We start from the raw sequence: 25,472 nt of genomic DNA on the forward strand, positions 1-25,472 counted from the left end.
ATAAGTGAGCTTATCTAACAGTGTGCGCTTCCTGCGGCACCCCCCGCCGCGTTTTGGCGACTATCGGTGCCGCGGCGGTGGCCCGGCAGTCGAGTCGAGTTAAATGGCGGGCATGCGCGCGATTCAGATTGCCAGCCTCGACGGACCACAAGCCGCCAAACTCGTCGAGGTCGACGAACCCGACGGCGACGGCGCGGTTGTCATCGAGGTGCACGCGGCCGGGGTCGCGTTTCCCGATGTGCTGCAGTCGCGCGGGCTCTATCAGTACAAGCCGGAGATGCCCTATACGCCGGGCGGTGAGGTCGCCGGCGTGGTGCGCAGCGCGCCGGACGGCGCACACGTGAAGGCCGGCGATCGCGTCGCGGCGCTGACGATGCTGTGCGGCGCGATGGCCGAGGTCGTCGCACTGCCCGCCGAACGAGTCTTCAAGCTCCCCGACAACGTCTCCTTCGAGGCCGGCGCCGGGCTGCTCTTCAACGACCTCACGATGCACCACGCGTTGCGTACCCGCGGCCGGCTGGCCGAGGGCGAGACCGTGCTGGTGCACGGGGCCGCAGGCGGCATCGGGACGTCGACGCTGCGGTTGGCGCCGGCATGGGGTGCCTCGCGGGTGATCGCGGTGGTGAGCACCGAGGAGAAGGGTGCGGTGGCCACGGCGGCAGGTGCGACCGACGTCGTGCCGGTCGACGGATTCAAGGACGAGGTCAAGGGGCTGACCGAGGGCCGCGGCGTGGACATCGTCGTCGATCCGGTCGGCGGGGATCGGTTCACCGACTCGCTGCGCTCGCTGGCCCCGGGCGGTCGGCTGCTCGTGGTCGGATTCACCGGCGGCGAGATCCCCACCGTCAAGGTGAACCGATTGCTGCTCAACAACGTCGATGCGGTCGGAGTCGGTTGGGGCGCTTGGACCTTCACCCATCCCAATTACCTCGCCGAGCAGTGGGCCGAACTCGAACCGCTTCTCGCGTCGGGCAAGGTGTCGGCGCCGCAACCGCAGGTTTTCCCGTTCGAGCGGGCCGCCGACGCGATCGCCGCGCTCGAGGATCGCTCGGCGAAGGGCAAGGTCGTCGTCGCCGTCCGGTGATTACAGGTAAGGGTCGGCCCAGGCGCTGACGATCCTCGCCGCCCGCGCCGCCTGATCCTTCTCGGTGAGCAGGTGATCGGCGCCTTCGAGTGAGACGAAGCTGCGCGGGTGACGCGCGCACTGGAAGATCTCGCTGGCGTTGGCGATGCCGACGGTGTTGTCCGTGGGCGAATGCATCACCAGAAGGGCTCGGCGCAGGTTGTGGATGCGCTCGCGGAGGTCGGCATTGCGGACGTCTTCGACGAAGTGCCGCTTCAGCGTCAGCGCCTTGCCGCCGATGTGGAACTGCGCCTCCCCCTCTTCCTCGATCCGCTCCACGACCGCGTCGTAGGTCCGTTCGACGTGGGCGGGCTCGTAGGGGGCCGCGATGGTGGCAACCGCCTTCACCGTCGGGCATTCGTGGGCGGCGGCGATGACGGCCGAGCCGCCGAAGGAATGCCCGACCAGCAGGCGCACCTCGCGGCCTTCGGCGTTCATGAACTCCACGGCACGCGCGGTGTCGGCGACCTTGTGCGAGAACGACCCGTCGCTCCAGTCGCCTTCCGAATCGCCGAGGCCGAGGTTGTCGAACCGCAGCATGCCGATGCCCTCGTCGGCGAGCCGCTTGCAGATCCGGCTCGCCGCCGGCGAGTCCTTGCCGAGCGTGAACCCGTGGGCGAAGACGCCCCAGCCGCGTACGTCACCGCCGGGGAGGTCGATCACGCCCGCGAGAGCGGGTCCACTGGCGCTTCCGAAGCTGACGCGTTCACCCACGCGCGTCATCCTGTCATGCGGCTGATGGGCTCACCGCTGCTGCAGCAGGTCGCGTTTCACCTCGAGCCTGCGCAGCTTGCCCGACGAGGTCCGCGGCAGCGTGCCGGGGTGGACGAAGACGACCTCGCTGGGCACCACACCGCATTCGGATGCGACGCGCTCGATGAGGTCGGCGCGCGCCCCCGCCTCGTCGGGCCCGCGGAACTCCGCGACGATCGCGACACCCGGACGGATCGAGCGCTCCCCCACGCCGACCGCCACCACGGCGCCTTCGCGTACACCGGCTGCTCCCGCGGCCACCCGCTCGACCTCCGCCGGGAAGATGTTGCGGCCGGCCACGGTGATCAGCTCCTTGGCGCGACCGCACACCACGAGGCTGCCGTCGACGAGGTAGCCGAGATCGCCTGTGGCGAACCAGTCGTCGGGATTCAACGGTGCGTCGCCGCGGTAGCCCGTCATCATCGAGGTACCGCGGATCAAGATCTCGCCGACCTTGCCGTCCTCGCGCTGATCGAGGCGCACCGACATGCCGGATATCGGCTCGCCGAGCAGCGCATGACCGGCATCATCGACGAGCAGACCGCTGCCGGGTTTGGGAACGGTTACCGCACAAGTGGATTCGGCCAAGCCGTAGGACGGCGCGAGCGCACCCGCGTCGAATCCGAATCGGGCCATCTCCTCGGCGAAGCGCGCGGTGAGCGCACAGTCGACGGGTTCGCCGCCGTTGAGCGCGAACCGCAGGTCAGAGAGGTCGACGTCGGTGACGCGTCGCGAGTACTTCCCGATCAGGCCGTAGGCCATGTTCGGCGCAGCGGTGATCGTGGCGCGGCTCTCGGTGAGCCAGTTCAGCCACCGAAACGGCGACGCCTGGAAGGCCGCGGTCGGCGCTTGCCACACGTCGATACCGGCCAACGCGCCGGCGAGCACGAAGCTCAGGCCCATGTCGTGGTACAGCGGCAGCCAGGAACAGCCGACGTCGCCCGGCCCGACTCCCACCCGCGTGTTCAGACCGTCGAGGTTCGCGAGCACCGCGCCCGGCGAGAGCTGCACCGCGCGCGGCACGCCGGTCGAGCCGGCTGTGCCCTGCAGGATCGCGATGTCGGCCGCCCGGTCGGGACGCCGGAAGTTCGTCGATCGGGTTAGCGGGGCAACCGAATCCAGTTCCTTGACGATCGGACCGCTGTCGACGAGGCCGAGCTGTTCCAGTTGCCGCCCTCGGCTGAGCACGTGGCTGACGCCCATGCCCGCGAACCGAGCCACCGTGGATTGCGCCCACTTGTCGGCGTCGGCGCCGCGGACGGGGCCGGGCGCGATCGTCACCGGCACGCCGGCCTGGAACGCGCCGAGGGTGGCCGCGATGAGTTCGACGGTGGGCTCGTTGGCCAGGCCGAGCGCGGCGACTTCCTCATTGAGCAGCCACTCGGCGACGTTCTCCGCGCGGGCGTGCACCTCCGGCCAGGGGTGGCGCGTCCATGTGCCGTCGTCGAAGACGTAGAGGCTGTTATCGGAGCTGGTCAACCGCTCGGCAAATGTCGCAGCCAACGATTTCATGGACAACCTCGCAGTGCTTACCCGCTCAATTCGCGATTTTCGGTCTAGCAAATATCCCCTAAGCTAACTTACGGGGATTTGCGGTGATCCTACGGGGTGTAACGCTTCGCTCATGGGCCAGCCTCAGCGGGCATCGGCCCAGATGTCGGCCCGGTGCACCGGCAGGCCATGGCCGGGCAGCAGGTGTTCGACGGGCAGCGCGCGCATGCGCTGTTCACTGCGGGCTGCAGCGGCGGTGTCGACGGTCTCCGGGGTGAACCAGGCCTGCCCGCCCGCGCTGAGCACCGCGTCGCCGGAGATCAGGGTTCGGCTGTCGGCATGCCAGAACGCCATCGAGTCGTCGGTGTGGCCTGGCACGTGCAGCACCTCCCAGCCCGTCGCGCCGGGCAGCGGCTGACCGTCGGCCAGTGGCTGCGCCCCGCCAAGGGCGTCACCGACCATCGCCTTACCTCCGCCGTATCCGGCGATGCGGGGACCGTCGGCGAAGCCGCGCAGCCCGGTCAGGTCCAGCGGCTGGCTGATCAGGGTGGGCCAGATCTGGACGATCTTGCTCAGCGTCGGGGTGCGGGGCTGCCGCGTGCCGTCCAGATAGCTGAGAGTGACCTCGGGAAGATGTAGCGCCACGCTGTGTTCGGCGGCCAGTCGCGGCGCCCCGGCGACGTGGTCGCTGTGACCGTGGGTGGCCGCGACCGCGCTGACGGTGCCGCGGTAGACCGACAGCACGCCCGCGACGTCGTCGGCGCTGCCGGGCATGCCCGCGTCGACCACGACAACGCCGCGGTCGCCACGGATCAGGTAGCAGTTGAAGATCCACCGGGAGAGGCGGATCACGCCGATTTCGTCGAGCGGATCAACGACCAGCGCCATCGCGGCATCCTTCGGTGGGGTCCACGTGAGAAGTGTGCGGTGCTGGGCTCGGCTACGGCAAGCATCGAGCCGACGCTTGGGGTGTGGCATTGCGAATGAGAACGGCCCCCGGAGTGTCCTCCGAGGGCCGTCCACCTAGTAGCGGGGACAGGATTCGAACCTGCGACCTCTGGGTTATGAGCCGGCCGGTTGCGGTCTTACACATCTGCCTGCGTCGCTAACGTGCAGGTCGATCGCGATTTCGCGTCTCGTATGTCACGCCGTGTCGAAGCGGTCGGCCCCGTTGCGCACGGTTTCGTTCACAAATCCGTTCACAATGTTCGTGCCGTCCGACCTCGACAGAAAGCTCGAAAGACCAGCCGGCTGGATGCTGTGATTTCGTTGTGCCTACCGAGCTAGACGCGTGGGGCGGCCCGTCTGCTTGGTTGCGATCTTCGACTCTTTGGCGTCGCTATCGGTCTTGCGGTGGGCGGCGAGAAAGTCATCGACGATGTTCGCGCAGTCATTGTGAGTGATGGTGCGAATCCCAGTCATTCGGGCGAAGGCGAGTGGTCCGACGAGTTGGCAGAGCGCCAGTTCCCGGTCGAAGTCGTCAAGTTCGGCTTGTGCTTTTGGGCTGGTGAGTATGGCGTCAAATGGTTGACGGTACTGGTCAACGACTCGGGCCCGTAGCGCCCCCGATGTGTGGCGGTCATCAGCTTCGTTATTGGAGCCGGTGGGCCCCAATGAGAGCCACGCGAGTGTCGTGACATGCAGCGGCGCGTCGTTGAAGAGTGCGGCTTGGCGGCTGAGCAATTCGATCAGCTGCTCACGGAGGGGTCCGCTGGTCGGTGCCGGAGTGGTCACTTGTGGAAGTAGGCGTTCGAACGTGGCTGCGAGTAAATGCGACGAACTGTGGAAGTGGCGGTACAGCGTGGTTCGAGCCACTTTGGATGCTTTGGTGACCGCATCAATGGTGACTGCTTCCACCCCACCGGTGCTCAGAAGCGTTGCAGCAGCATCCAGCAGCCGGGTGCGTGACCGGATGCGCCGAGGGTCCACGTCGTCGTCAGGGACTGGCACTGACTGACTGTCGCTCACTCATTCACCTCGGCGGTCGATCTTTCACGCGATGCTGTCACAGCAGTCTAGCAGTGTGGTACTAACGGTAGCGCAGCGAAACCGATCGTATTGGAGGGTGATGGTGCCCAAAAGCGTGTTGCCGCCGGAGCGGCTGCCCTCGCACACCACGACCTGCATGGGTTGCGGCCCGGACAACCCTCACGGACTGCGGCTGGTGGTGCATCGCAGCGGCGACGCGGTGTACACCGATGTGACGTTCGACGAGCGGCATATCGGGGCCCCGGGCCTGGCTCATGGCGGGGCAGTGGCCGCCGCATGTGATGACGTCCTGGGCTTCACGTTGTGGATCGCCGGCACCCCGGCGGTGACCCGCACCCTGACGGTCGAATATTTGCGGCCGGTGCCGCTGCATCAGACCCACCGGATTACTGCCCACATCGTCTCTCGTGAAGGGCGGGCGCTGCATGTCACGGCGACAGGCACGGGTGAGGGTGGGATCGCCCGCTTCACCGCCAGTGCAGTGTTCATTGTCGTCAGCCCTGAGCACTTCGCCGCACACGGCGATGTCAGCGCTTTCGGCGATCTTCTGGAGCAGTTCTCGCGCCGCGGCGGTCTCGACCCGGGGCCGTCATGACTTTCCCTCAGGCGCGCAGCCGCGGGAAAACCCTGCCTTCGGAAGCGAACTCGGTCGCTACAGAGAAGCGGGCCGCTAACGCGTCGCGTTCACGCGCCTCCGCACGGCGCCGGGAAACGATTCTGGATGCAGCTTTGGCCGTGGCCGCGGCCGGTGGTTACGAGGCGGTTCAGATGCGGACGGTTGCCGAGCGGGTCGGCATCGCCGTCGGCACGCTTTACCGCTATTTCCCGGCGAAAACCCACTTGCTGGTAGCGGCGCTGACGCGCGAGTTCCGTCGACTCGACTCCGCCGGCGACTGGGCGAGTGGTGAGGGCCCACCGCTGGAACGGCTCGAACGCCTCACCGCACATCTGCATGACCGCTGGCAGCGCGACCCATGGCTGACGACAGCCATGACACGGGCCTTCGCCGTCGCAGACACCCGCGCCGCCGCGGAACTCGACCGCGCGGCCGATGAGATCCAGATCCTGCTGGCCCGCACGCTCAGGGGCGGCGAGCCCACCCCTACCGATCTGCACGTCGCTGGGGTCATCTCCGACATCTGGTTGGCCAACCTCGTGGCCTTCAGCGGCCACCGCGCGACAGCCGCCGACACCCGCGAGCGCATTGACCGAGCCACCAGGCGCGTCGTGACCAGCGCTGCTCGGCCCACCGCGAACCGGTAACGATACTATTGGTATCGCAGCGCTACTTAGCGTACTCTTTGGAGATACGGCCCACGATGCGTTCGAGAAGAGACTGCCATGTACACCCAATGGATCGAAAACCTTGTCGTACAACGCCTCTCGCTGCGTGGCGGCCTGGTTCTGGATTTCGATGACTACAACGAAATCGTCATCTCCTGCCCCCTGCTATTGACCCTTCCTGCCGTCGGCACCTACCCCATCGAGGCGGTGCGTATTGACCCCCTCAGGATCGCGACCCACGAACGTCCACTGCTGAACCTGGCCGGAGCGGTGTGCACCCAGGCCTGGTCCAGCGACGATGGAGGGTTACACCTGAGCTTCTCGGGCGGGCACCGCATCGATGTCGAACCCGACGCTGAACAGACAGCATGGGAGCTCTATGGCATGCGCCACGGCTACATGGCCTGTCTGCCTCGGGGGCGGGTTCGCGTGGTCCGCCATGACCTCCCCGACACCGACGACGCCAACATTCTCAACAGCGCCACGCAATCATCGGCGGGGTCGGCGCGGCAGACGCACTGAATGGGCCGCGGACACGGGGACGGGTCGACTTGGGCGGCAATGCGTGGATCAGGTTGAACGTGGACCGGACTGCCCTGGCGACATCGAGGCGGGCGAGCATTCCCCGATGATGTTGTCGAGGTTTTGCTGCACCCGTTCCGCAGCGATGCCAACCGATGGTGAGTACAGCATGATGTGGTCGAGGACGCCGTCGTAGCGTCTCAGTTGTTCACGGACCTCGTGTGCCGTCCCTGCGACGCCCATGGTGTCGATCATCTCCTCGGACACCGCGGCGAACATCGCCGGGAAATCGCCCTTGGCGAATGCTTCCCGGATGGTTCGGCCTTCGCTGGCGAAGCCGTTCACATCAAGTACCGTCTCGTAGGATTTGACCGAGGAGTAGAACGCAATCTGCTGCGCCAGCTCGCGCCTGGCGACCTCGGCGTCGTCGTGGATGGCGCACATCACCATGGAAATGATTTCCACGTCATTGGGGTCGCGGCCGGTGCGCGCGGCACCCCTGGCGATAGCGGGCCGGACGATCTCCTCGACGTAGGTGGTGGTGAACAGGGGATGTCCGGCCAGGCCGTCGGCCACCCGCCCGGCCGCCTCGCACATCCGAGGCCGGACACCGGCAGTGACGATCGGGATCGGCCGGCTGGGGGGACCCACGTCGCCGGTCGGGGTGAGATTCATTCTGTAGAACCGGCCCTCGTGATGGATCGGGCCTTCATGCAGGTTCCAGATCCGGCGCAGCAGCATCACGAGTTCTTCCATCCGCAGCGCGGGCGCGGAGGTGTCGGGCACGCCGTGCCAGTCGCTCATCATCCGTTTGGTGCCGTTGCCGATGCCGAGTACCAATCGTCGGTTGGAGAGTTCGTCGAGATCACGCGCCTCGGTGGCCAGCACCAGAGGGCTTCGGCCGACGCCGTAGAGAATGGAGGAACCGATCCGACAGTTCTGTGTGCTGTTGGCCATCGCGGCCATGGAGATCGAACCCGACCGGGAGTAGAACTCCGAGGCCCATACGGCATCGAACCCGGCCGCGTCGGCGGCCTGGGCGGTCTGGGCCAGTGACTTCAAATCCGCGCCGAGAACCGACAGGCCGTAGGTGCTCATGACTGGTCTCCTGTGCGCGGGCGCAGGCCGTCGAACATGACGGCGCTGAGGGTGCTGGCGACCACCGTCTCGTCGAGGTGGTTCTCGGTGACCAGGTACATGAGTGCATTGATGGTGACCGCGCCGAACAGCGCAATGGACGTCGATCGTGCATCGGGCTGAGCGACGAGGGATCCGTCGCGGGCCCCTTCGATGAGCAGAATTTCGACGGGTTGTTGGTAGGCGGTATTGATCATCTCGGCGATGGCCGGCATGCGGGCCGCTCGTCCCAGTTCGCCGATGAGTGCACGGCATACCGCTGGCCGCTGCGCCATTGCCCGCAGTTGTGCGCGGATGACGAGTTCGAGGCGTTCGGCACCGGTGCCGTCGGTGTGCACGATCGCGGTCACGGCCTCGGAGATGTCCTTGAGGAGGTCTTCGAGCAGGAAAGCAAGGATGTCCTCTTTGCCGGCGAAGTAGTAGTACAGCGTCGCTTTCGGCACACCGGTCACCGCGGCGACGTCTTCGATCTTGGAGTCGTTGAGCCCCTTCTCGGCGAACAAGTCCGCCGCGGCGGGAAGCCGGTCAGAGATCTGACGTGGAATCTTGCGCATTGCCCCCATGTCCCGTTCGGCCGGTTTAGACTGCAAGTCTAAACCGTCGTTACGTTGGTAGTCGGAGGTCTTGGTGGTCTCGGTGCAGATTCGTTACGACCCGTTCGACGCCTCGATCCTCAACGACCCCTATCCGACGTACCGGTTATTGCGTGACACGGCTCCGGTGTACCGCGCCGAGGAATCCCATACCTGGGTGTTGAGCCGGCACGCCGACGTCCAGGCCGCAGCACTGGATCACGGCACGTACTCCTCGGTGGACGGCATCTTCCCCACCCCGCCGGGATCAGACTTCATCGGCTCGTTCCTGCCGATGATGATCGTGATGGACCCTCCCCGCCACGACCAGTTGCGTGCCCTGGTCAGCCGGGCGTTCACTCCCCGGCGGGTGGCCGGGCTGCAGGGCGCCATCACACAGATGGCCGCGGAGTTGTTCGAGCGCCTCGACGAGGGCTCCGGGTCGGCGGACTTCGTGACCGACTTCGCCGCGATCCTGCCCGCTGCGGTGATCGCCGATCTGCTGGGCGTTCCCGCCACCGATCGTGATCAGTTCCGATTGTGGTCGAGCCAACTGGTCCAGGTCGACGTCAACCACGGACAAACCACCGACGCACTGACCGCCGCCGCCGCGATCTACGCCTACTTCACCGACTTCCTCGCCGACCGCCGCAAAAACCCCCGCGAGGACCTGATGTCGGCGTTGGCCAACGCCACAGTCGACGGGATCGGACTGACCGACGAGGAAGTCCTCGGCTTCTGCGCGCTGCTGCTCGTCGCGGGTTACGAGACCACCACCAATCTGCTGGGGAACTCCGCGGTCGTGCTGGCCCAGCATCGGCAGACCCGCCGACGCCTGGTCGCCGATCGAACACTGTTGGGGCCGGCAGTCGAGGAGTTGCTGCGCTACGACTCACCGGCACAGGGACTTTCACGAACCCTGACCCGCGACGTCATACTGCACGACACGACGATGCGTCAAGGTGAGAAGGTGCTGCTGTTGTTCGGGTCGGCCAACCGCGACGAGCGTGCCTTCCCCGATCCTGACGTGTTCGACATCGAGCGCACCAGTGAGCACCAGGTCGCCTTCGGTCGCGGCATCCACTTCTGTCTGGGTGCGGCGCTGGCGCGGATGGAGGCCCGCATCGCTCTGGATGCGTTGTTGGACAAGGTGCCTGACTGGGAGGTCGATCTTGAATCGGCGCGGCGGCTGCGGTCCGGACCGATCCGCGGCTACACATCTCTGCCCATCACTTGGACCACGCCGGCCTAGCTCGTGCCACTCTTCGACGACGCGTCGCGTGCTTCACCGCGACGGCCAGGTTCGTCGCCGTCGATGTCGAGCACTCCGCCGCGCACGGCGACGTCGGCGCATTCGGCGACATGCTCAAACGGTTCGCGGGCTCGAACGGTGATTGCCCCATGACCAGGACAGAAGACAGGGGTATGCGGTGGTGGCAGTGACATTCGCGCACTTCGATGAGCAGATCGCCGACCAGCTGCTCAGATCGGCGAACACAGCGGGTGGACTGTCGACGTTTCTGAGCTTTCGGCACACCGAACTCGCCGCCGGTCGGCTGGTGGCAGAGATGGAAACCCGTGCCGAACTGCTCACACCCTTCGGCACCCTGCACGGCGGATGTCTATCGGCGATGGTCGACCACTGTCTCGGAGTCGTGTTCTACCCCGTCATTCCGGCCGGATCATGGGTCGCCACCACCGAATTCAAGCTGAACCTGCTGCGACCCGTGTCCACCGGTGTGTGTGTCGCCGTCACCGACATCGTGTCGCTGGGCAATCGCAGTGGAGTAGCGCGCATCGACATTAGCAACGGCGACAAAGCCGTCTGCGTAGCCCAGGGCACGGTCACGATCGTGAACGCCGCGGGCAACGCACAATGAAGGCGCTTGTAGCCGGTCGCACGCTTCGGGCGGACTCCGATCTCGCCAGGAAGGTGTCATGACCTCCGCCGTGCAGCATCGGGTCCGAACCCAGGACGGGATCACCCTGGCCGCCGACTGCTACGACCACGATGACGCCCGTCCCGTCGTGCTGCTCCTGCACGGCGGCGGCCAGAACCGGCACGCGTGGAGCACTTCAGCGCGTCGTCTCCACGCATGCGGATACACAGTCGTCGCCTACGACACCCGCGGTCACGGCGACAGCGACTGGGACCCAGCCGGCAGGTACGACATCGAGCGACTCGCGACCGATCTCCTCGCCGTGCGTGAGCACTTCAGCGCCGATACCGCCCCTGCCGTCGTAGGTGCATCCCTTGGGGGCATGACCGTGCTCGGCACGCATCTGTTGACATCCGGGGCGTCGTGGACGGCGGTCGTCCTGGTCGACGTCACCCCGCGGCTTGAATTCCAGGGCGCTCGTCGCGTGGTGACGTTCATGGCCGCACATCCCGATGGCTTTGGCACCCTCTCCGACGCCGCCGAGGTGATCGCCGCGTACAACCCCCATCGCTCGCGCCCGGCCAACGTCGACGGCCTGCGCAAGGTGCTACGGCAGCGTCACGACGGCCGCTGGATCTGGCGGTGGGACCCGGCATTCATTCACTCCAACTTCGACTTCCTCCGCGACGAATCGACCACGGGAACGGAGCAATTCGACGCAATCAGCCGCCTGCTGATCGACGGAGCCCGACGGGTCAGCGCCCCAACACTTCTCGTAAGGGGTCTGTTGTCCGACGTGGTCTCCCAAGCCACCGTCGACGAGTTCAAGCAACTGGTTCCCCACGCCGAGACCGTCGACGTATCCGGCACCGGACACATGATCGCCGGCGACGACAACGACGCCTTCGGCTCCGCCGTCACCGAGTTCCTCGGCCGGAGCTTCCTGTAGGTCGCGACGTGATCGAGCACCATCGAGCGGCCAGTAGAAAGGACTGGGCTTGACTTCACTGCGCGCGGAGCGAAGCCCATGAATTGTTCTTCGCTTAGGCCGACTTTGACCGCGACGGGCTCTGGTCGAGCTAGACGTTACTACGCATTTGTTGGCCACCATCGGCGTCGAAGAGTTCCTTGGTCCAGCGTTCGAGGATTTCTGCGCTGTCCCAGTCGTCGGGATGAAATCCGGCGCGGGTGTAGGAACGAAAGCGCTCAATTGCTGCTGGGCTGAATAGCGGGTTATGACGGAAACCTCGAAGGCTGCGCAGCAACCGCACCGGGTTGTAGGCGGCACGGTCACCGGCCAGAGAGCGGGTGGTCTGGATGACCAACTCGCTGAACAAGAGGAGGCTGGCGATCCGCATCCCCCAGACCCTGGTGCGTTCGCTTCCACCGACCGTCTCGTAGACATCGAAAGCGACGGCCTTGTGCTCGCATTCTTCCAGTGCGTGCCAGAGCAGAATAGGCCGCACTTCGGTGTCGCCGATCAATTCTTGAGCTTCGTCGCTGGTGAGAATGATCTCGGCGAATGTCGCTGTGTAGTGCTCGAGGGCGGCCGTCACAGCCAGGCGCATCTTGGGAGAAAAACGCTTCTCAAGTCGGCCAACCAACTTCTTGATATGGCGATCGATCCCCTCGGTGGGATAGCCCATCGCTTGGAGCCGATCGTTGAGCAGCCGATGCTGGTGTCGGTGCGTGGCCTCTTGTGCAATGAATCCCTTGACCGCCTCCTTGAGGTCAGCGTCGCTGATGTGGTCCCGATACTCGCGGACTGACCGGATGAAGAAGTCTTCGCCTTCGGGGAACGTGGCCGACAAGGTGGACACAAAGTGGCTCATCACCAAGTCGCCATCGACGAAGTGCTGCCGACTGGTCCCAGCAGGCATGTCGAATCGAACACGGCGGGGCTTCGGGACGACCCTCGTGGTGGGCCGAGTGAACGAATCGTCGCTCATGTTGTTCTCCCGTTCGTCAAGGGCACGCTGGCAATCTGACTCTAAGCCTTGTCAGAATTAGATGGCAAGCTATCCACGTGGTTTCGGCGCGGGTGTATAGCGGGATGTCCGCCGAGGAGCGTCACCGGAACCGGCGCACCCGTCTCATCGAGGCCGCAACCGAGTTGATCGGCACGCGCGGTGTTGCCGCCGCCACTGTGACTGCCGTCTGCGCTGAATCAGGTGTCACGTCACGCTACTTCTACCAGCACTTCTCCGGCCGAGACGCCCTCCTGCGGGCTGTCTACCAGCAGCTCTATGCCACCTTCCAGGAGGTGATAGTCGACGCGATCCCCGATGCCGGCGAGCCACCGGAGGTGCTGGCGTACGCGCCGATCCACAGGCTGGTCAGCATGATCGACGACGACCCTCGGCTGGGTCGGATCCTGTTCGTGGAATCTGCAACCGAGCCGCTGCTCCGAGAGCTACGCAGCGAACTGATGGCCGGTTTCACCGACCTCGTATTGCGCGAGGCCAGACTCCACCTCGACATCCCCGACTCCGCCGTGGGGGTTGCCCATTTGGCTTCGACCTTGGGCGTGGGAGGGCTATTCGAAGTCTTGCGCCGCCGACTCGACGGAGAACTGGAGTTCACCACCGATGAACTCGTTCAGCACTGCGCAGGTTTCCTGGGCAGCCTAGGCAATTACGTGCTGCTGCAGAACACGGGCCAGTCGGCCACAACCGAAGCGCAAACCTAGAGCTAGCGGCCCCGCTACGCGATGTGGCCGTCCGTGCGCTCGATGTCAACGTCCGAGACCAGCAACAGCAAGACCTGAACAACATCCAAGGCCAATGCCGTCGACTGAACAACGTCGGCCTGGCTTCAGAAGCCAACTGAGTGTTCGACCATTCCCTGCCGGCTGTGACCGGCGGCCGGCGCTGGACTCGATAGCGGCCGCCTGTCCTTCCCCAGTCGCGCATTGCGCGGCCTGGCGTCCTACGACGCCGTCACCACTTGCACTACATGCGGTAGCGTAGCGATACCGACAGTATCGATCGCTACCATTCGCTATCAGTGGAGGTCCAGTGACCGACGGCACTGCAGATTCCCCAAGCCAGGCCACGCGCCGTGACCGGCGGGCCAACGGATCACCCGACCCCGCCGACACCCGCGAGTACAGCGAACGGTTGGCGACGCTCGCCCGATTCACCCTCCGGCACAAAGCCCTGGTCATCGGGGTATGGCTCGGCGCCGCGGTGGTCCTCGCGCTGCTGTTCCCCCAGCTGGAAACCGTGGTGCGCCAACAGTCGGTGGACCTCATTCCTCGCGATGCGCCGTCCTTGCAGACGGTTGACCGCATGAGCGCCGCGTTCGGCGAAGAAGGCTCGAAAACCATGGTGTTCGTCGCCATGGAAGACCCCAATGGGTTGACTCCGACTGCACGGCAGCGCTACGGCGAACTCGTGAGCCGGTTGCAGGCCGAAGGCGACCACGTCCTTCTGGTGCAGGACCTACTGGCCGATCCGATTACCGAAGCCCAGGCGGTCAGCGCCGATCGCAAAGCCTGGTATCTGCCCGTCGGCGTCACCGGCACCCTCGGAGACCCCACGGCCGCCGAATCCGTCAACGCGGTGCGCGACATCGCGGCGGAGGTGTTCACCGGCTCGACCACGACTGTGCAGGTAACGGGACCACCGGCGACCTTCAGCGACATGATCGCCTCCGCCGAGCACGACCTGCTGCTGATCTCAATCGCTACCGCGGGCGTGATCGCCCTGATCCTGCTGATCGTCTACCGGTCGGTGTTCACCGCGCTGTTACCGCTGCTGGTAATCGGGTTGAGCCTGGCAGTCGGGCGCGGCGTGCTGTCCGCCCTCGGCGAGTTGGGCATGCCGGTCTCCCAGTTCACTGTCGCCTTCATGACGGCGATCCTGCTCGGCGCCGGAACCGACTACACCGTGTTCCTGATCAGCCGATACCACGAACAGCGCCGCGCCCAAGTACCCGCCGATCAGGCCATCATCCACGCCACCGCCAGCATCGGGCGCGTCATCCTCGCCTCCGCCGCCACCGTCGCACTCGCGTTCCTGGCCATGGTCTTCGCGCGGCTCAGCGTCTTCGCCGCCCTGGGCCCCGCGTGTGCCATCGCCGTGCTGTTCGGATTTCTGGCCACCGTCACCCTGCTGCCACCGGTGTTGTCGCTAGCCGCCAAACGCGGCATCGGTGAGCCCAAACCCGATCGCACCCGCCGCTACTGGAACAGCGTCGCCGTCGCCGTGGTCCGCCGTCCCGTGCCACTACTGATCGTCAGCCTGGTCATCCTGCTCGCCCTGTCGGCAGCCGCCGCAACCATCAAAATCAGCTACGACGACCGCAAGGGACAACCAGACACCACGGCCAGCAACCAGGGCTACCACCTGCTGGACCGCCACTTCCGCAAAGACGTCGTCATCAGCGAATTCCTCGTCGTGGAAAACCCGACCGACATGCGGACCGGGAAAGGACTGGCCGATCTCGACGAGATGGCCTCCCGCGTCTCCCAGATCCCCGGCGTCACCAAGGTTTCCGGAGTCACCCGCCCCACCGGAGAGCGCCTCGACCAAGCAGAACTGGCCTGGCAGAACGGCCAGATCGGCGACAAAATGGCCGGCGCGGTCGCCGAGGGCAACTCCCGCAAAGACGACCTCGCCAAACTCACCGGCGGCGCCGACCAGCTCGCCGACGGCCTCGCCCAACTCGACAGCACCGTGCGCACCGCCCTCACACCACTGGCCGGAATCCTCACCCAAGCCCAATCCGCAGGAACTCAGGTCAACCAGTTCCGGCCGCTGCTGCAACAACTTTCCGCCACTGCCCCCGCCGTCGACCAAGCCATCCAATCCGGCCCAGGACTACGACCGCTGGCCAACCAAGCCCAAAACGCGATCACCCAACTCGACCCACTCGTCGGCGCCCTCAACACCTCGCCGTGGTGTGCCACCACCCCGCAATGCGCCCAAATCCGCGACCAGGTGCAGATCCTGGTCACTCTGCGCGACAGCGGATTCTTCAACCAGATCGCCGACCTCGGGGACCGCTACGATCCCGCCACCAACGCCACCGTCGGTGGCACCCTCGCCAACGTCCAGAACGCAGTCGCCTCGCTGGACAAGGCATTCGGAGCCCTCGGTGACCCGGCCGACCTGGCCACCAATCTCCGCCGACTACAGGACGGAATCGGACAGCTCGCCTCCGGCGCCCAAGCACTCGCCACCGGCGTCCGCACCCTCGCCGACAGCAACATCGAAATGCTGTCCGGCATGAGCCAGATCGCCACCCAACTACAAAACTCTTCACGCGCAGCGGCCGACTCCGACTCCTCGAGCGGTTTCTACCTGCCCGCCAACGCATTCGAGAACCGGCAATTCACCGACGTCGCCGAACAATTCCTCTCACCGGACGGCAAAACAGCGCGGTTCATGATCGAAAGCAGCCACGACCCATACAGCGTTGAAGCCATGGACCTCGCCAGCCGCATCACCGACACCGCCAACACCGCACGACCCAACACGTCACTCGCCGACGCCACCGTGTCCGTCGCCGGCTTCCCCGCCGTAAACTCCGATATCCAACGACTCCTATGGGCCGACTTCGCACAACTGGCCATGGCCACCATAATCATCGTCGGCGTCATCCTGGTCCTACTGCTGCGAGCGCTCCTAGCACCGCTCTACCTACTAGGCACCGTCGTGCTCAATTACCTCGCCTCGCTCGGCATCGGCGTTGTGGTCTTCCAATGGGGACTGGGCCACGAAATCGCCTGGCCCGTACCGCTGCTGGCGTTCATCATCCTCGTCGCCGTCGGCGCCGACTACAACATGCTGCTCGTCTCACGGCTCCGCGAAGAATCCGGAACCAACATCCGCGTCGGCGTCCTGCGCACCGTGGCAAACACCGGAGCCGTCATCACCTCCGCTGGCCTGATATTCGCCGCCAGCATGTTCGGCCTCATGGTCGGCTCAGTCGCCATCATGATCCAAGCCGGCCTCATCATCGGCTTCGGGCTGCTGCTCGACACCTTCCTCGTGCGCACCCTCACCGTGCCCGCCATCGCCACACTCCTACGCGAAGCCAGCTGGTGGCCGACCAAAGCAACAAACCCGCGACGTGGTCAGACCAACGCAGGAGGCATGAAGGACGCACCTCACGTGCTGGTCCAGGAGAGGTGAGAAGCGAACAGAGCAATACCCGGCGCTACATGCCGACCAGCGTGAGGGCGTATTCACCCCGAATGAATACGACCCCTGCGCCAGTAGTTTGGTAACGGCGGTTGGGAATGTTGCTGCTGGTGGTGGTTTTTTCTGCGGCTGGCTCCGTACTTTCGGCCGAATGCGGACCGATCGGTGCGTCCGGCGATGATGTCGATGCACAAGCTGACCGCCGGGGACGGTTACCTGTACCTAGTGCGTCAGGTCGCGGCCGCCGACAGCACCCAGCGCGGCCGTTCCAGCCTGGAGGACTACTACTCGGCCAAGGGTGAGTCACCGGGCCGCTGGATGGGGCGCGGATTGGCCGCGCTGGCCGATACCGGTGCCCGCGACGTCAGCGATGAAGTGCGCCAAAACGTATGGGCCGTCGAAGACGGATCGGTAGTCACCGAGGCTCAAATGAAGGCGCTTTTTGGGCTCGGCTGGCACCCCAACGCCGACAAGATTTATAACCATCTGTCCCCGCGATTGCGCGTGCAACCCGCGACCGCGGCGACGAAATTGGGCCGCCAATACGCGGTGCGTGACGAGTCCTCGGAGTTCACCCGTCGCGTTGGAAAAGCGTTCCGCGCGCACAACATCGCCGCCGGGCTGCCGGGCACGGCGACCATCGACGACGATGTGCGGGCAGGCATCCGAACCCGCATCGCCAGGGAGATGTTCGCCGAGCAATTCGACCGCGCCCCAGCCGATGATCGGGAGCTGTCCGGGTTCATCGCGCGGGCCACGCGGGCACGCACGACAGCGGTGGCCGGCTATGACTTGACGTTCTCTCCGGTGAAGTCGATTTCGGCGTTGTGGGCGATCGCCCCGCCCGAGGTTTCCGAGCAGATCGAGGCCGCGCATGAGGCCGCGGTGGCCGACGTGTTGGAGTGGCTGCAAGACCACGCCGCCTTCACCCGTACCGGCACCAACGGTGTCGCTCAAGTCGACACCGAGGGGCTCATTGCCGCGGTGTTCACCCATCGCGATTCGCGTGCCGGGGACCCTGATCTGCACACCCATGTCGCGACCTCCAACAAGGTTTCTTACCTCGACCACAATGGGGTGCGCCGCTGGCTCGCCCTGGATGGTCAACCGCTGCACCGGGTCATCGTGGCGGCCTCGGAGATGTACAACACCCGCGTGGAAGCGCACACCATCGACCGGCTCGGTGTGGACTTCGCCGAGACGTCCCGGGGACGCGGGAAACGACCTGTGCGCGAGATCGTCGGAATGTCAGCGGAATTGATGACGCGCTGGTCGAGTCGCGGTATCGCGATCAAGGCCCGCACCGCCGAGTTGGCCAAGCAGTTTCAGCACGATCACGGCCGCGAACCCACCACCATCGAGTCCCTCGCGTTGGCTCAACAAGCGACCCTGGAATCACGCGAAGCCAAGCACGAACCGCGCTCACTGGCCGAGCAGCGCCAGGTCTGGCGCAACCAAGCCATCGAGGTCCTCGGCCACGACGGTTTAGACCGCATGCTGGCCGGCGTCCTGGCCCCCGAACGCGCCCACACGACGACACCTGAGATCACCGACGAATGGGTGGCGTCGCAGGCTGGCGCACTGATCGCCACCGTGTCCGAATCACGCGCGACCTGGCAGCGACATCACGTGCGCGCTGAAGCGCTGCGGATCGTGCGCAACGCGGGTGTCGCGCACGTGTCGCAGCTTGTCGAACGGCTCACCGACACCGCACTTTCCGAGGCGTTCTCGGTGCCGCACGCGCGCGTCGATGATGCCGAGTTGGGCGAGCCTGTCGCGTTGCGTCGCCGCGACGGTTCCAGCGTCTACAGCCGCCACGGAACCGCGACGTTCACCAGCCGCGACATCCTCGCCGCCGAGGCCCGCATCCGCGCCGCGGCGCACCAACTAGATGGCCGTGTCGCAGCCGCCGCCGACGTGCGCTTGGCACTCGCAGATGCCGCCGCGCGCGGCAAAATCCTCAACGAAGGCCAGGCCGCCCTGGTGGCCCAGATGGCGCTGAGCGGCCGCCGCGTCGCACTCGCTTTGGCTCCGGCCGGGGCGGGCAAAACCACCGCCATGGCCGCCCTGGCGCACGCCTGGTGCAGCTCCGGCGGCCAGGTCCTCGGATTGGCCCCGACCGCGCAGGCGGCGATCGTGCTCGGCGAAGACCTGGGCGCGACCACCGACACCCTCGACAAGTACGTGCACTGCACCGATGAGAACAACGCCGCGATCTACGGCACCCCGGATTGGTTCGACCAGATCGGCCCCGACACGTTGATCGTGGTCGACGAGGCCGGGAAGGCGTCCACAGCCGGTCTGGACGCGATGATCACCCACGCCCTCGGTAGAGGCGCGAGTGTGCGGCTGGTCGGTGATGACGCTCAGCTCGCCTCCATCTCGGCCGGTGGGGTGCTGCGCGACATCGCCACCGACACCGGATCCCTCACGCTGTCGGAGGTCGTGCGGTTTCACTCCCGCGCCGAGGCCGCCGCGTCGCTGGCGCTGCGCGGCGGGGACCCCGCCGGGATCGGGTTCTACCTCGACGCCGGGCGCATCCACATCGGCGCCGAACAGACCGCCGCCGACGCCGCCTTCACCGCGTGGCAGGCCGACCAGGACGCCGGCCGTGACAGCCTGCTGCTGGCCCCCACCAACCCGATCGTCAACGACCTCAACACCCGGGCCCGCACCGCAAGCCTGGCCGCGGCGCTTGAGGCAGACCCGCACTGGACGCCGGGCCGCGAGACCGTGCTTTCCGATGGTTTGGCCGCCAGCGTCGGCGACGTCATCCGCACCCGCCAAAACGCCCGCTCGCTGCCCCTGTCGGCTACCGATTACGTCCGCAACGGATACACCTTCACCATCCTCGACGTCGCTCGCGATGGAGGGCTACGGGCTCGCCATCGCGGCACCGGACAGGAGATCACCCTGCCGGCCGACTACGTCACCGAGCACGTCACCCTCGGCTACGCGGCCACCATCGACATCGCCCAGGGCTCGACCGCCGGTCACGCCTGCCACGTGGTGGGTGCCGAGCACCTCACCCGCCAACTGCTCTACGTCGCATTGACCCGCGGCCGCGCCGAAAACCACCTCTACCTGTCGACCGCCGAAGCCGACCCGCACCGCGTCCTGGCCCCCAAGGCCACCCACCCCGACACCGCCGTGGACGTGCTGTCGCGGATCGTGGCCCGCGACGGCGGCCAGGTCTCGGCCACCACCGCCGCCCGCCAGGCCGCCAACCCCACCCGCCGCCTGGCCGCCGCGGCCGACATGTTCACCGACGCCCTCGGTACCGCCGCTGAACACCAGCTCGGTGCAGGGGCACGCACACGCTTGGACGCCCTCGCAGAATCCCTCCACCCCGACCTCACCACCTGCACAGCGTGGCCCGTGCTACGCCGCCACCTGACCCTGCGCGCGCTTGGCGGTGCCGATCCGGCCGAGCTGCTCACCGACGCGCACGCCCGCGGCGGCCTCGACGATGCCGCCGACCCGGCCGCCGTCCTGGACTACCGCATCGACCTCACCGGCAGCATCGGCGGCGACTGCGGGCCGCTGCGCTGGCTGCCCACCATCCCCACCACCTTGGCCGCCGGCCCGCACTGGGGTGACTACCTGCGCCGCCGCGAACGCCTGGTCACCGACCTGGCCGACCAGATCCGCGAACATGCCCGCTCCTGGATCGCGGAGACCGCACCGCCCTGGGCGCGGCCACTGATCGCCGCCAACGCCAACCCCACCCTGACCGCAGAGATCGCCGTGTTCCGGGCCGCCACCGCAGTCGACGAAGCCGACACCCGGCTCACCGGCCCACCCCAATACCCAGTGGCCACCCGCGCCGTGCAAGACCTGCTACAGCGCCACGGCATCGACGCCATCGCACACCAACGGCCCGACACCACACAGTGGCACGAGCTGCTCGACGCGATCGACCCCCGAATCCGCACTGACACCTGGTGGCCCACCCTGGCCACCCACCTCGCACAAGCCGCCCACACCAACGACATTCACCAACTACTCACCCAAGCCGCACACCAAGGGCCACTGCCCGACGAGCTGCCCGCCGCCGCCCTCTGGTGGCGCATCACCGACACACTGTCCCCCACCGCCGCCGTGCCCGAACCGCAGCCGGTCCAGCGCGCAACCGACCAAGAGGCACACATGCACGCAAGCATGCACGTTTCCGATCGTGCGCTCGTCGAGGTACTGGCCGCCGCCCACCGCAATGCCGACCCACTCCCCCTACCGACACCACAGCCCGATCCTGTCGCCGTCGCCCTGGTCGCGCCCTATGTCGTGGCCACCCTCGCAGCTGAGCACGACACCGCCGAGCTGGCCGAAGCGATTCAGGTGGCGACCGCCAAAGCCGGCCGCGGCTACCTACGCCTGCCCGCCACACCACAGCCCGACCGCTACAGCCTCGTCGAGCTCGCCGAAAAGATCACCGACCACCGGCCACCGCGCGCGGCGCTGGTGGTCGTCGAGGACGCCGCAGCCGCCGACCCAGCCCACCTGGCCACGGTGGCCAGCGCTCTGGCAGACGCTCACGGCCGGTTACTGCTCATCGACAACGGCGAGCCTGGACCTGGCCGACGCCTCCTCGACGGGATGGGGCTGCCCTGGAGCGAAAAACCCCGGCCCACAACAGAAATCGCAGATTCTTCTCTGGCGGCCGCAGCAGACCGCCACCGCGCCGCCGCCGCGGATCGCTGGCGTGTCCTCACCAACCCACCTCGCCGCGACCGAGGCCGCGACCGGGACAGGGGTCAGGGCTACGAATTGGACATCGACTGACGCGACTGACGCTGTGGTTGGTCAGGCTACGTCCGGTCTGGAAGCCAAACTGCTTGAGCGGCGCGGCACGTCGCGACGGACTGAGGATCGATGACCTCGATATCGCGCAGAACCGCCTCGCATTCCTCGACGGGACAGCCCCACTCAGTGAGGGCTTCGAGCCACGCCACCAAGGTCCGCGCGGCGCCGTCACTGTCAGCCATCGTGGCCCATATCCGGCCGTAGGTGGCGGCCACGCTGTCGCGGAAGGCCGCACGCACCGTGTCATGGGCTATGTCGAACAGTGCTTGAGCCTGCGAGGCGTACGTAGCGAGCTGCGGTATCCCCAACTCGCGTTCAAGCTCCGACGGTGCGGCGAACTGAAGCGCAGTACGCCAATGCTCCTGTGCTGTCGCAACTTCCATAGTTGAAGAGCTTGGCCGGATGAGCAGTAGATACACGCCGCACTCGGCGTAATCAGCAGCCCGCCAATCCGGGTTGCGACCAGGCACACGCACCACGGATGGTGCTCTCATCGTCGTGCGATCCCAGCTCAGCACTGGAGGGTCAAGAGATGCGTTTGCGCTCACCATTTTCAGCGCCGCGCCTATCTGTTCCAGGCTGTCGGCGTATCCCAGCAGCGGATAGCTCGTCGGCGACGAGGTGTCTCCCCACAAACCGCCTTCCGTTCGCACGTGAAACTCCCGTGCCCATAGACTTGCTTGTTCGATGGTGTTGGCTAGGTGGGCATGCCAGCGTTCCAGCTCGGCTTTCCACGCTGCGCCGTCCGCACTGTCTGGTGTTGTCATCGTGGGGCCTCGTATTGGAGGTCCTCTTCGACGCTGACCAGAGCCCTGACGATCACGTCGCGCAGATGAGGGGCGTCGCCGGTAGCGGCCGCGGCGTAACACATATCGGGTAGCGGCAGCGGGCGCCTGGACCACCCGCCGATGTGCTCGGCGGTACGCGCGACGAGCCAATGCGCCCGGTACCTGGCCCGCTCCTGGAGGGTGTCGCCGGGATCGGCGGTGCAGCCGTTGACGAACGCCGGCCGGAAGATCGCCGTGGTGGCGTTGAAACTCTTGGCTTCGGCGTCGTATTCCGCCCACTGCTGCACGGTTGGTTCGCGGTCACCGCCCCTGGCTATCCAGACCTGGCGAATCGAGTCGGGGACGCCATCATCGACCGCCTGAGCCTGAGTGGTCGCCGAGTGGATCAGCGATGCGCTCACCCCCGCGACGATTCGGTCCTGAAAAATCGGGTCGGCCTTCATGACGCGCAGCAGCCGGGGGTACACGTCAGGCCACAGCACCGCCAGGCGGTGCTCGTGCATGCCGTCAAGGACCGGAGCGGGGATCTCGACGCCCTCTTGTCGCCACGGGTTGGTCTGGCGAGTGCAGGAGGGCGGGTGTTCAACCCCGGCATCGCGCAGCACGTTCACCACGCCTGTCGTCGCGGCCGCGACCAGACGCCACCCCGTCTCGGCGCGCAACTGCGCGTACTCAATGAGGACACGCGCCGGATCCCCCCACCCGAACCAGAGCTGCCGAAAATGGTTGTCCACCAACGGATCTGTGGACAGCACCCGCACGGAGCGAGGAACGAACACCCCCGCGGGGATATAGCTGGCTCCGTCATTGGAGGTGATGACGGTTTCCGTGCCGCTCGGTGAGCGGAAGATGCCTACCGCCCATTCAATCGGATACTCAACCTCTTGAGCCGCGTGCTGAAGCTTCCACGCCAACTCCTTGGCCGCCGCGGCGTCCGCGGACTCGCGGCGCTCGCGTGCCGCCGCCGTCTGGCCTGCAGCGACCACGCTGGCCGGGATCAGCGTCGGCCCCCCAGCCGCACCCGCTGCGGACGGGGCCGACGTCGCCGGGACATTCGCCGCTCCGGGCCCGCCCGCCGGCACCGTAGGTGCAGGCTGCGGAACAGCCCCCGCAGGCGGTCCCATCGCACCAGGCGGAAGCATCATCGGCGCACCTCCGCCACCAGAACCCACACCGGTTCCGGTCGGCATGGACGGTGCCGCTGGAGCCACCATGCCCGGCTGAGCCGCCGCCGGAGACACACCACCGCCAGGGGCAGCCGACACCGGCGCTGCCGCATGCCCACCACCCGCCGACATGGCCGGCGACGGACTCGCCGGGGCTGGAGGTGGTGCAGACGGTATTCCGCCGCCCATCCCCGCCGTAGTCGCCATTCCCTGGTTGAACGCCGACGACAACGACGACCCGCTGGCCGCGCCTGACGCGGCCCCCGAGTTCGGCAACCCGCCAGCTGCGACGGGCATCTGCCCTGCACCGCCACTCAGCGGATTCGCCCCCGGCAGGCCGCCGCTCCCCAGGCCGCCAGGCATCTTCGGAATCCCGCCACCAGAACCCATCCCGCCGCCACCGCTTCCCAGACCGCCCATCGACGGCACCCCACTACCGCCCAGCGGCGAAGCTGCCGCCGGCCGCGGCGCAGCCGCCACCCCAGGCGTCCCTGCCTGAGTAACCGGCCCAGTCGCCGCAATGCCTTCGCCGCCTGCGGCCGTGTTGATTTCCCCGGTACCAGCCCCAGACTGGGTGCTTGGTGTGCCTGATGTCGGATCGGTTGGCGCGTCGGATGGAGGTTCGGGTGCGTCAGCCCCGGCTTTCGGCTTTTCGGTGTAGCGGTAGGGGTTTTCGTCCTGTTCAATACCGGGCGATGTGTGGTCGACGGGCTGCGCAGAAGGTGCGGCGGGAACCTCGCCCCATTTCGTCAAAAGGCTGAGGGCTCTTGTGTTTTCGCTGCTCTTCTTGAAAGAGGTGTGAGCGGCTATCACCGCCGTCACGCCCGCTTCGGTTCGGTACATCGCAATGCCGTGGTACTCGGTCACGAGCGCTTCCGCCTCGCCGGGCAGCTTCGCAGCGGCGATCTTGGGATCAGCCTCACGGATCAGCTGTTCTTGGCTTGCGCGCGTGTCCCGTAGCACCGTGGCGATGTCGGCGCACTTGGTGGCGCACTTGTCGTGCCATTCGGCGATCGTCTTGGCTTCCTCGGCCAAGACCGCACCCGCCCGGTGCGCCTCGTCGAAGCCCTGAGAATCGGCGGCATCGCGAAACTGCGCGTTGTCGGTGACGATCTTCTGGTAGATGCCATCCCATGCCGTCGCACCTGCTCGATAGGTCTGCTCCTGGGCGTCCCAGTGCGCGGCATCGGGCGGCTCCATGTCCGGCGTAACGATCAGCCGCCCATGCGAACCCGCAGATCCCCCAGTGGCCGGCATCAGCGCAACCCGCACTCGGATCTGATGACATCGATCAGGTCGTTAGCGCGTGTTTGTTCGCGAGCGGCCTCGTCCCAGTGCCGCATGTTTAGCGCATGGAGCATGTTGATGCTGGCCCCCATCCAGTCGTGCAGCGGTACTGCTGTCGAAGCTGGTGTGGCGTCAGTCAGTTGCGAACGCAGATACGAGACCGCAGTCATGCCGGTCCGCTTCTCTGTGGCCAGTGCTTCAACGCTTTCGGGACTACGCCAACTCTGCTCTAACGCCGTGGCGCTGGACCTGCTCGCCACCGCCGTCGACCGCGCCGCCCGATCCCACGCGGCGCATGCGACAGCCCTCGCGGCTTGAGTTTCGCTGCCGCTGTATGTGGCCGGCGGTGGCGCAACCACGTTGATTGTGTGCTGTGCGGGCTCGACTGACCGGACCAGGGCCAGGCCGCTGGTCACCGCCGCGCCCGCGGCAAGCGCCAGCGCTGTTGCAGCGACGGCCAACCCAGTGCGGTGGGGCCGCCGGGCCCCCATTGTCATAGGTCGACCGTATCGCGACAGGCTGACATCG

The 25,472-nt window shown here is 66.5% G+C and carries 20 protein-coding genes; 10 read left to right on the plus strand and 10 right to left on the minus strand.

Going from position 1 to position 25,472, the window contains the following annotated elements:
• Nucleotides 1-112 precede the first annotated feature (112 nt).
• Entirely contained in the window at nt 113-1,084 is a 972-nt protein-coding gene (locus AAHH99_RS09650; RefSeq protein WP_418768453.1) for an NADPH:quinone oxidoreductase family protein, read from the plus strand.
• Here the strand turns inward: AAHH99_RS09650 and AAHH99_RS09655 are convergent, their stop codons facing one another.
• From AAHH99_RS09655 to AAHH99_RS09670, 4 genes are all read right to left on the minus strand, one after another.
• Nucleotides 1,085-1,837 carry an alpha/beta hydrolase family protein gene (locus AAHH99_RS09655; protein ID WP_418768454.1) on the minus strand — a complete coding sequence of 251 codons (753 nt, stop codon included), beginning with the start codon at nt 1,835-1,837 and terminating at the stop codon, nt 1,085-1,087.
• Between the two features lie 30 nt (nt 1,838-1,867).
• The gene (gene mbtM, locus AAHH99_RS09660; protein ID WP_418768455.1) at nt 1,868-3,388 is read right to left on the minus strand and encodes a long-chain-fatty acid--ACP ligase MbtM; all 1,521 of its coding nucleotides are present in this window, start codon (nt 3,386-3,388) and stop codon (nt 1,868-1,870) included.
• Nucleotides 3,389-3,511: 123 nt separating this feature from the next.
• Nucleotides 3,512-4,255, minus strand: a complete 744-nt coding sequence (locus tag AAHH99_RS09665) for an MBL fold metallo-hydrolase (RefSeq protein WP_418768456.1) — start codon at nt 4,253-4,255, stop codon at nt 3,512-3,514.
• Between the two features lie 387 nt (nt 4,256-4,642).
• Nucleotides 4,643-5,335 carry a TetR/AcrR family transcriptional regulator gene (locus AAHH99_RS09670; RefSeq protein WP_418768457.1) on the minus strand — a complete coding sequence of 231 codons (693 nt, stop codon included), beginning with the start codon at nt 5,333-5,335 and terminating at the stop codon, nt 4,643-4,645.
• A gap of 100 nt (nt 5,336-5,435) precedes the next feature.
• Here AAHH99_RS09670 and AAHH99_RS09675 point away from each other — a divergent pair, with 100 nt between their 5' ends.
• The 3 genes from AAHH99_RS09675 to AAHH99_RS09685 all read left to right on the plus strand — a co-directional run bounded on the left by AAHH99_RS09675 (nt 5,436) and on the right by AAHH99_RS09685 (nt 7,162).
• Entirely contained in the window at nt 5,436-5,951 is a 516-nt protein-coding gene (locus AAHH99_RS09675) for a PaaI family thioesterase (protein ID WP_418769576.1), read from the plus strand.
• Entirely contained in the window at nt 5,948-6,619 is a 672-nt protein-coding gene (locus tag AAHH99_RS09680; RefSeq protein WP_418768458.1) for a TetR family transcriptional regulator, read from the plus strand. Before AAHH99_RS09675 ends, AAHH99_RS09680 begins: the two co-directional genes overlap by 4 nt.
• Before the next feature lie 78 nt (nt 6,620-6,697).
• Nucleotides 6,698-7,162: a DUF6188 family protein gene (locus AAHH99_RS09685; RefSeq protein WP_104864093.1), complete on the plus strand. Its 465-nt coding sequence runs from the start codon at nt 6,698-6,700 to the stop codon at nt 7,160-7,162.
• A gap of 48 nt (nt 7,163-7,210) precedes the next feature.
• Here AAHH99_RS09685 and AAHH99_RS09690 read toward each other — a convergent pair whose 3' ends face one another.
• Both AAHH99_RS09690 and AAHH99_RS09695 read right to left on the minus strand, forming a co-directional pair.
• The gene (locus AAHH99_RS09690; RefSeq protein WP_418768459.1) at nt 7,211-8,260 is read right to left on the minus strand and encodes an LLM class flavin-dependent oxidoreductase; all 1,050 of its coding nucleotides are present in this window, start codon (nt 8,258-8,260) and stop codon (nt 7,211-7,213) included.
• The gene (locus AAHH99_RS09695) at nt 8,257-8,853 is read right to left on the minus strand and encodes a TetR/AcrR family transcriptional regulator (protein ID WP_370500836.1); all 597 of its coding nucleotides are present in this window, start codon (nt 8,851-8,853) and stop codon (nt 8,257-8,259) included. Before AAHH99_RS09695 ends, AAHH99_RS09690 begins: the two co-directional genes overlap by 4 nt.
• A gap of 73 nt (nt 8,854-8,926) precedes the next feature.
• Here AAHH99_RS09695 and AAHH99_RS09700 point away from each other — a divergent pair, with 73 nt between their 5' ends.
• From AAHH99_RS09700 to AAHH99_RS09710, 3 genes are all read left to right on the plus strand, one after another.
• The gene (locus tag AAHH99_RS09700; protein ID WP_418768460.1) at nt 8,927-10,123 is read left to right on the plus strand and encodes a cytochrome P450; all 1,197 of its coding nucleotides are present in this window, start codon (nt 8,927-8,929) and stop codon (nt 10,121-10,123) included.
• A 187-nt stretch (nt 10,124-10,310) separates the two neighbouring features.
• A complete protein-coding gene (locus AAHH99_RS09705; protein WP_174523800.1) occupies nt 10,311-10,751 on the plus strand; it encodes a PaaI family thioesterase in 441 nt (146 codons plus the stop codon).
• A gap of 58 nt (nt 10,752-10,809) precedes the next feature.
• A complete protein-coding gene (locus tag AAHH99_RS09710) occupies nt 10,810-11,700 on the plus strand; it encodes an alpha/beta fold hydrolase (protein WP_064403592.1) in 891 nt (296 codons plus the stop codon).
• A gap of 130 nt (nt 11,701-11,830) precedes the next feature.
• Here AAHH99_RS09710 and AAHH99_RS09715 read toward each other — a convergent pair whose 3' ends face one another.
• Nucleotides 11,831-12,700, minus strand: a complete 870-nt coding sequence (locus AAHH99_RS09715) for a metal-dependent hydrolase (protein WP_064403591.1) — start codon at nt 12,698-12,700, stop codon at nt 11,831-11,833.
• 104 nt (nt 12,701-12,804) lie between these two features.
• Here AAHH99_RS09715 and AAHH99_RS09720 point away from each other — a divergent pair, with 104 nt between their 5' ends.
• The 3 genes from AAHH99_RS09720 (at nt 12,805) to mobF (ending at nt 21,682) form a co-directional block, all read left to right on the plus strand.
• Entirely contained in the window at nt 12,805-13,440 is a 636-nt protein-coding gene (locus AAHH99_RS09720; protein ID WP_064403590.1) for a TetR/AcrR family transcriptional regulator, read from the plus strand.
• A gap of 328 nt (nt 13,441-13,768) precedes the next feature.
• Nucleotides 13,769-16,891, plus strand: a complete 3,123-nt coding sequence (locus tag AAHH99_RS09725; RefSeq protein WP_064403589.1) for an RND family transporter — start codon at nt 13,769-13,771, stop codon at nt 16,889-16,891.
• A gap of 189 nt (nt 16,892-17,080) precedes the next feature.
• On the plus strand, nt 17,081-21,682 hold the full coding sequence (gene mobF, locus AAHH99_RS09730) for a MobF family relaxase (protein ID WP_418769577.1): 4,602 nt from the start codon (nt 17,081-17,083) through the stop codon (nt 21,680-21,682).
• 26 nt (nt 21,683-21,708) lie between these two features.
• Here the strand turns inward: mobF and AAHH99_RS09735 are convergent, their stop codons facing one another.
• The 3 genes from AAHH99_RS09735 to AAHH99_RS09745 are packed head-to-tail and all read right to left on the minus strand — an operon-like array spanning nt 21,709 to nt 25,441.
• Nucleotides 21,709-22,470: a hypothetical protein gene (locus tag AAHH99_RS09735; RefSeq protein ID WP_418768461.1), complete on the minus strand. Its 762-nt coding sequence runs from the start codon at nt 22,468-22,470 to the stop codon at nt 21,709-21,711.
• Nucleotides 22,467-24,914: a hypothetical protein gene (locus AAHH99_RS09740; RefSeq protein ID WP_418768462.1), complete on the minus strand. Its 2,448-nt coding sequence runs from the start codon at nt 24,912-24,914 to the stop codon at nt 22,467-22,469. The genes AAHH99_RS09735 and AAHH99_RS09740 overlap by 4 nt, the downstream gene beginning before the upstream one ends.
• A complete protein-coding gene (locus tag AAHH99_RS09745; protein WP_418768463.1) occupies nt 24,914-25,441 on the minus strand; it encodes a hypothetical protein in 528 nt (175 codons plus the stop codon). Before AAHH99_RS09745 ends, AAHH99_RS09740 begins: the two co-directional genes overlap by 1 nt.
• Nucleotides 25,442-25,472: the final 31 nt, after the last annotated feature.

The organism is Mycobacterium neumannii (assembly GCF_048452905.1).
Lineage (GTDB): Bacteria > Actinomycetota > Actinomycetes > Mycobacteriales > Mycobacteriaceae > Mycobacterium > Mycobacterium neumannii_B.